Origin of the sequence: Bacillus sp. NEAU-242-2, from assembly GCF_027853835.1 — a bacterium.
Taxonomy (GTDB): Bacteria; Bacillota; Bacilli; order Bacillales; family Bacillaceae; genus Bacillus; species Bacillus velezensis.
Genome location: NZ_JAPNNY010000005.1, coordinates 262,934 through 269,300, shown reverse-complemented (window position 1 = coordinate 269,300; position 6,367 = coordinate 262,934). Strand labels below are relative to the sequence as shown.

The 6,367-nt window shown below is 47.4% G+C and carries 6 protein-coding genes, 2 tRNA genes and 1 rRNA gene; 8 read left to right on the top strand and 1 reads right to left on the bottom strand.

Annotation, left to right across the window (positions count from 1 at the left end; all coding sequences use genetic code 11):
• Positions 1–11: 11 nt before the first annotated feature.
• From rrf to tsaD, 8 genes are all read left to right on the top strand, one after another.
• Positions 12–127, top strand: a 5S ribosomal RNA gene (gene rrf / locus OWN49_RS16265).
• A 19-nt stretch (positions 128–146) separates the two neighbouring features.
• A tRNA-Met gene (locus OWN49_RS16260) sits at positions 147–223 on the top strand.
• A 10-nt stretch (positions 224–233) separates the two neighbouring features.
• Positions 234–310: transfer RNA gene (locus OWN49_RS16255), tRNA-Asp, on the top strand.
• Positions 311–491: 181 nt separating this feature from the next.
• A complete protein-coding gene (gene thiL / locus OWN49_RS16250) occupies positions 492–1,469 on the top strand; it encodes a thiamine-phosphate kinase (RefSeq protein ID WP_070081449.1) in 978 nt (325 codons plus the stop codon).
• Positions 1,470–1,484: 15 nt separating this feature from the next.
• Positions 1,485–1,961: a tRNA (adenosine(37)-N6)-threonylcarbamoyltransferase complex ATPase subunit type 1 TsaE gene (tsaE, locus tag OWN49_RS16245; protein ID WP_071391370.1), complete on the top strand. Its 477-nt coding sequence runs from the start codon at positions 1,485–1,487 to the stop codon at positions 1,959–1,961.
• Positions 1,942–2,631, top strand: coding sequence for a tRNA (adenosine(37)-N6)-threonylcarbamoyltransferase complex dimerization subunit type 1 TsaB (gene tsaB / locus OWN49_RS16240; RefSeq protein ID WP_176283144.1), 690 nt, complete (start codon positions 1,942–1,944; stop codon positions 2,629–2,631). The genes tsaE and tsaB overlap by 20 nt, the downstream gene beginning before the upstream one ends.
• Positions 2,632–2,641: 10 nt before the next feature.
• Entirely contained in the window at positions 2,642–3,097 is a 456-nt protein-coding gene (gene rimI / locus OWN49_RS16235; protein WP_003155993.1) for a ribosomal protein S18-alanine N-acetyltransferase, read from the top strand.
• The gene (gene tsaD / locus OWN49_RS16230) at positions 3,090–4,130 is read left to right on the top strand and encodes a tRNA (adenosine(37)-N6)-threonylcarbamoyltransferase complex transferase subunit TsaD (RefSeq protein WP_077721880.1); all 1,041 of its coding nucleotides are present in this window, start codon (positions 3,090–3,092) and stop codon (positions 4,128–4,130) included. The genes rimI and tsaD overlap by 8 nt, the downstream gene beginning before the upstream one ends.
• Before the next feature lie 222 nt (positions 4,131–4,352).
• Here the strand turns inward: tsaD and OWN49_RS16225 are convergent, their stop codons facing one another.
• On the bottom strand, positions 4,353–6,281 hold the full coding sequence (locus OWN49_RS16225) for an ABC-F family ATP-binding cassette domain-containing protein (RefSeq protein ID WP_020953910.1): 1,929 nt from the start codon (positions 6,279–6,281) through the stop codon (positions 4,353–4,355).
• Positions 6,282–6,367: the final 86 nt, after the last annotated feature.

The following is a 6,367-nucleotide window of genomic DNA, read 5'->3' as shown; positions in this document are numbered from 1 at the left end:
ACTCTCAATGGTTTGGTGGCGATAGCGAAGAGGTCACACCCGTTCCCATGCCGAACACGGAAGTTAAGCTCTTCAGCGCCGATGGTAGTCGGGGGTTTCCCCCTGTGAGAGTAGGACGCCGCCAAGCTTTTCTAAAATTTTATCATCGCGGGGTGGAGCAGTTCGGTAGCTCGTCGGGCTCATAACCCGAAGGTCGCAGGTTCAAATCCTGCCCCCGCAACCAAAAATTAAATGGTCCGGTAGTTCAGTTGGTTAGAATGCCTGCCTGTCACGCAGGAGGTCGCGGGTTCGAGTCCCGTCCGGACCGCCATTTTTATTGTAAACGAAACGATCATGTTTTCGTTTTTTTTGTGTTTTCTTTTAATGCTGGCAGCTTGGTATCTAACCAAGCTTTCTTTTATATCGTTAAAGTCTTGGATATTGAAACATAATCCGATACACTAGAAAGAGCTGTATTTCACAAGAGCGTCAGAAAGGGAGACGGGAGATATATGGATGAGTTTGAGTTGATTCACAGTATTACGCCGCATTCGCATTATCATCCTTCCGTCGATGTAGGGATCGGTGATGATGGTGCGGTTTATACAGCGTCACCCCATATGCAGCAAATTGTCTGCCTTGATACAATGGTGGAGAATGTCCATTTTAAATTAGAGTATTCCTCTCCTCATGATATCGGTTATAAGGCGCTTGCTGTTAACATTAGTGACGTTGCGGCGATGGGAGGCATTCCGAAGTTTTATTTGGTGTCTCTAGCGGTTCCTTCTTGCTGGCAGAAAGCTGACGTCCAGGCAATGTATGAAGGGATGGCGGAACTGGCGAAACTATACCAAATGGATTTGATCGGGGGAGATACCGTCTCCGCTTCCGGTCAAGCCGTAATTACCGTTACTGTCATCGGTGAAGTTGAGAAGGATTGCGCTTGTCTGCGAAGCTCGGCAAGACCCGGAGATGTTGTGTTTGTTACGGGGGATATCGGCTCGTCCGCAGCAGGACTGTCTCTTTTGTTGGGAGAAACACTTCCTTCTGCTTTTCACACGAGTGATTATTTTATCCGAAAACATAAACGGCCCGTTCCGAGAGTTCAAGTCGGCCGCTTCTGCTCTCAGCTTCAGCGCGCGGCTCTGAATGATATCAGTGACGGATTGGCCAGTGAGCTGCATGAAATAGCTGCGGCAAGTTCAGTTACGATAGAAATTGAAGAACAACTTCTGCCGGTGCATCCGGATTTGCCTGAGGCAGATTCCGAGTGGAAGAAATGGGTGTTATTCGGCGGTGAAGATTTTGAATTGGTTGGAACGGTTTCTCAGCAAGAGTGGATTTCTCTGCTTGATTACTGCACTCAATCGGGCATTCCGATTGCGAAGATAGGAGCGGTATCTGAACGGAAGGAAGCATGTGTTCTTTTGACAGCCAATGATCAGAGACAAATCGTCCTTGAGAAAAAAGGATACAATCATTTTAAATAAGACGGGTGACTCACTTTGAAGACATTACAATGGAGAACGAAAAACCCCGAAGAAACGAAAGCCGTAGCCAAGCTTGCCGCTTCTTTGGCAAAGCCGGGAGACATTTTGACACTGGAAGGCGACTTAGGCGCGGGAAAAACGACTTTTACAAAGGGTTTTGCCGAAGGACTGGGAATCACGAGAGTGGTAAACAGCCCGACTTTTACAATTATAAAAGAATACCATGACGGTTCGATTCCTCTATATCATATGGATGTGTATCGTATGGAGGATGAAAGCGAAGACTTAGGGCTTGAAGAATATTTTGAGGGACAAGGCGTCTGTTTAATTGAATGGGCTCATTTAATTCAGGATCAGCTGCCTGCTGAACGGCTGCAGATCGTCATCAAGAGAGCCGGTGATGAGGCAAGGGACATTACCTTTACGGCTTTCGGAATACGGTATGAAACGCTTTGTGAGGAGATAAATAAACATGACAATACTGGCAATTGATACGTCAAATTACACGCTGGGTGCCGCGCTCGTTCGTGACAAAACGGTGATGGCGGAGTATATTACATATTTAAAAAAGAATCATTCCGTGCGGGCGATGCCTGCTGTCAATTCATTGCTGAAGGATTGCGGCCTAACACCGCAGGACCTTACGAAAATAGCGGTGGCGAAAGGACCTGGATCGTACACAGGTGTCAGAATCGGTGTGACGCTGGCAAAAACATTGGCATGGTCGCTGAAGCTTCCGGTTTCCGCTGTCTCGAGCCTGGAGGTGGTGGCGGCTAACGGACGGCACTTTCAAGGACTGATCTGCCCGTTATTTGATGCCCGGCGCGGACAGGTATATACGGGACTTTATGAATATCAGGACGGCCGATTACAATCCGTTCTTCCTGATCAGAATGTCCTTTTGACTGATTGGCTCGGCATGCTGAAAGAAAAAGCGTCTCCGGTTTTATTTTTAGGACACGATACAGCCATTCATGAAGAAACCATTCTGCATGAATTGACATCTCAAGCAGTGATAGGAACGGCTGCACAGCATAATCCGCGGCCGTCAGAGCTGGCGTTTTTAGGCTTGGAAAAAGAAGAAACGGATGTCCACAGCCTTGTTCCGGATTATTTGCGTCTGGCAGAGGCTGAAGCGAAATGGATGGAATCTCAAAAATAGGGTGATAGGGATGAAAACGAAAACGGCGATTCGAAGCATGCGGCCGGAAGATATTGATCAAATTTATGAAATTGAAACAGCATCCTTTACTTCTCCGTGGACGAAGGATTCATTTTATCATGAGCTTTTGGAAAATCCGTATGCCCACTACCTTGTCATTGAAAAGGACGGCTGTCTGGCGGGGTATTGCGGAATCTGGATTATTATAGATGACGCGCAGATTACGAACATAGCCATTAAGCCGGAATATCGGGGCCAATCGTTGGGAGAAGCGCTGTTTCGCTCTGCGATAGAATTGTGCAGAGAAAAAAAGGCAAGAAGGCTCTCTCTCGAAGTCAGGGTCTCAAATCATCCCGCCCAATCCTTATATAAGAAATTCGGTCTTCAGGCCGGAGGAATCAGAAAACAATACTATACAGATAACGGGGAAGACGCGTTATTAATGTGGGTGACATTACATGAGTGAAAAACAAGATATTTATGTATTAGGAATCGAAACAAGCTGTGATGAAACTGCGGCCTCAGTCGTGAAAAACGGAAAAGACATCATTTCAAACGTTGTCGCTTCTCAAATTGAAAGTCATAAACGTTTCGGCGGAGTCGTGCCTGAAATAGCGTCCAGACATCATGTGGAGCAGATTACCCTTGTGATTGAGGAAGCTCTTTCAAAGGCGGAGATGGGCTTTGATGATCTTGATGCGATTGCCGTAACGGAAGGACCCGGACTTGTCGGAGCCCTGTTAATCGGGGTCAATGCGGCAAAGGCGTTAAGCTTTGCCCATCAAATACCGTTAGTCGGCGTCCATCACATTGCGGGCCATATCTATGCAAACAGGCTGATAGGAGAGCTTCAGTTCCCGGCGCTTGCTTTGGTTGTGTCAGGCGGACATACGGAATTGGTTTATATGAAAGAGCACGGTTCATTCGAGGTTATCGGTGAAACGCTGGATGATGCCGCAGGCGAAGCTTACGACAAAGTGGCAAGAACGATGGGGCTTCCCTATCCGGGAGGGCCGCAGATTGATAAGCTGGCTGCTGTGGGAACGGATTCCATTCCGCTTCCGCGTGCGTGGCTGGAAGAAGGGTCTTACAATTTCAGCTTCAGCGGCCTGAAATCAGCCGTGATTAACACGCTTCATAACGCCTCGCAAAAAAATGAGGTGATTCCTCCGGAGGATCTTGCCGCAAGCTTTCAGCAGAGTGTCATTGATGTACTGACGGCAAAAACCTCTAAGGCCGCGAAAGAATATGGGGTTAAACAAGTGCTGCTTGCAGGAGGCGTAGCCGCTAACAAAGGGCTGAGAGCCGCACTGCAACAGGAATTCAGCCATTCGGGAGATCCCGAGCTTATCATCCCGCCGCTTTCTTTATGCACGGACAATGCAGCGATGATTGCGGCTGCCGGAACCGTTGCTTTTGAAAAGGGGATCCGGGGCTCATATGATATGAACGGACAGCCCGGTTTGGAATTAACATCCTTTGATCGTCTCACGTTGTAAAACGTGAGGCTTTTTTTACTTATTAACAGATAATTCTAACATATCCACAGGATTGTGAATATATTCAGAAATCCAGTCTGGATAAGGGACTGAAAGTTGTTAGTAAAGTGGATAAAGTCAGAAAATTTTGTGGATAGTGTGTATAAAACGCTTACTTAAATGGCTGACAAGGAGGATAGCTGTGGATAAAAAAGCACCCCTTAAAGAGGTGCTTGACTTTTTCTATTCTTCTGAGGAGAGTTCCTCCCATTCTGCTAATAAGTTTTCGAGCTCTTGATTCAGGGCTTCATTCTCCGCGTGAATGGTCTGTACTTTTTCATGATCCTGATACACGTCAGGGTCGCACAGCAGCTCCTCATTGGCACTGATTTTCTCTTCGGCGGATGAGACGGCCGCTTCGATTTCTTCAATGCGTCTCAGGCGCTGCCGTTCTTTCTTCTTCCATTCTTTTTCTTCCTCGTAAGTTCTTTTCGTATCCTGTTTGACCTTGCCGGCAGGCTGAGCCTGCTCTTTTTCCTGCCGTTTCATTTCTTCCAGTTCCAGCTGCTGGGCTTTTTTCTCGGTGTAATAGTCATAGTCACCCAAATATTCTTCTGCATGATCAGGTGACAGCTCCAGCACTCTTGTGGCGATCCTGTTAATAAAGTAGCGGTCATGCGATACAAATAACAGTGTTCCCGGGTAGTCGATCAGGGCGTTTTCCAGCACCTCTTTACTATCCAGGTCAAGGTGGTTTGTCGGCTCATCAAGGATGAGAAAGTTTGCTTTTTGAAGCATCAGCTTGGCAAGCGCGACTCTTGCTTTCTCCCCGCCGCTTAACGAACGGACCGGTTTCAGGACATCGTCTCCGCTGAACAGAAAGTTGCCGAGGCATGTTCTGATTTCTTTTTCCGGCATGTCCGGATATTCATCCCACAGCTCGTCCAGCACGCGTTTGGACGATGTCAGTTCAGCCTGCTCCTGGTCGTAATAGCCGATTGTGACATTGGAACCGTACGTGATCGACCCGGATTCCGGACTGATCGTGTTCATAATCGTTTTCAGCAAGGTTGATTTGCCGATTCCGTTCGGTCCGACGAGGGCGGCGCTTTCGCCTCTTGTAATGCCGAAGGTCAGGTTTTTCAAGAGCGGCGGCTGGCCGTCATAGCTGATGGAAACATCCTGTACGCGCAGGACGTCGTTTCCGCTCTGTTTTGTAATGTCAAAACGGAAGGCGGCGGATTTCTCATCCCCGAGCGGCTTGGCCATGACGTCCATCCGTTCAAGCTGTTTTCGTCTGCTTTGGGCTCTTTTCGTTGTAGAAGCTCTGGCCAGATTGCGGTCGACAAAATCTTGAAGCTTGGCGATTTCGTCCTGCTGTTTTTCATACAGCTTCAGGTCTTTCTCATACTGCTCGGCTTTTTGTTCTAAATAGGCGCTGTAGTTGCCGAGGTATTTTTTGCTTTCTGTCCGGGAGACCTCGTACACTTGGCTGACGACTTTATCAAGAAAGTATCTGTCGTGGGAAACGATCAGGATTGCGCCTGAATATCCCTGTAAATAATGCTCAAGCCATGTAAGCGTATCGATGTCGAGATGGTTCGTCGGTTCATCCAGAATAAGCAGATCAGGCTGGGTCAGCAGCAGTTTTCCGAGCGCAAGCCTTGTTTTCTGACCGCCGCTCAGGCTTTGCACTTTCACGGAATCGTCAAATTTTCCGAAGCCGAGTCCGTGAAGGATAGATCGGACGTCCGCTTCATATTGATAGCCGCCTTTATCCTTGAAATCCTGCTGAAGCCTGTCATAGGTTTTCATCAGCGTCTCAAGCTCCGCCGGGGCGGCCGTGGCCATCTTTTCTTCAATAGAGCGCATCTCTTTTTCCATTGCTTTCAGGAAATCAAAAACGCTCAGCAGTTCTTCTTTTATGGTAAGCTGGGATTCCAAGCCAGTGTGCTGGGCAAGATATCCCATCGTTAATTCTTTCGGTTTGATTAATTCACCCTTTTCATATGAAAGGTGACCTGCGATAATTTTAAGGAGAGTTGATTTGCCGGCTCCGTTTCTGCCTACTATGGCGATGCGATCCCGAGATCTGACTTCAAGCTTTATATTGTTTAAAATAGGATCAGCGCCAAAAGATTTGGATAGCTGATTAATTTGTAAGATCATCATATTATTTCACCTCTGTTATAATAAGTTAAGTGTAGCTTATCAACCTGCTGTCAGCAAACAATACATTAGAATTGGAACATTATAGG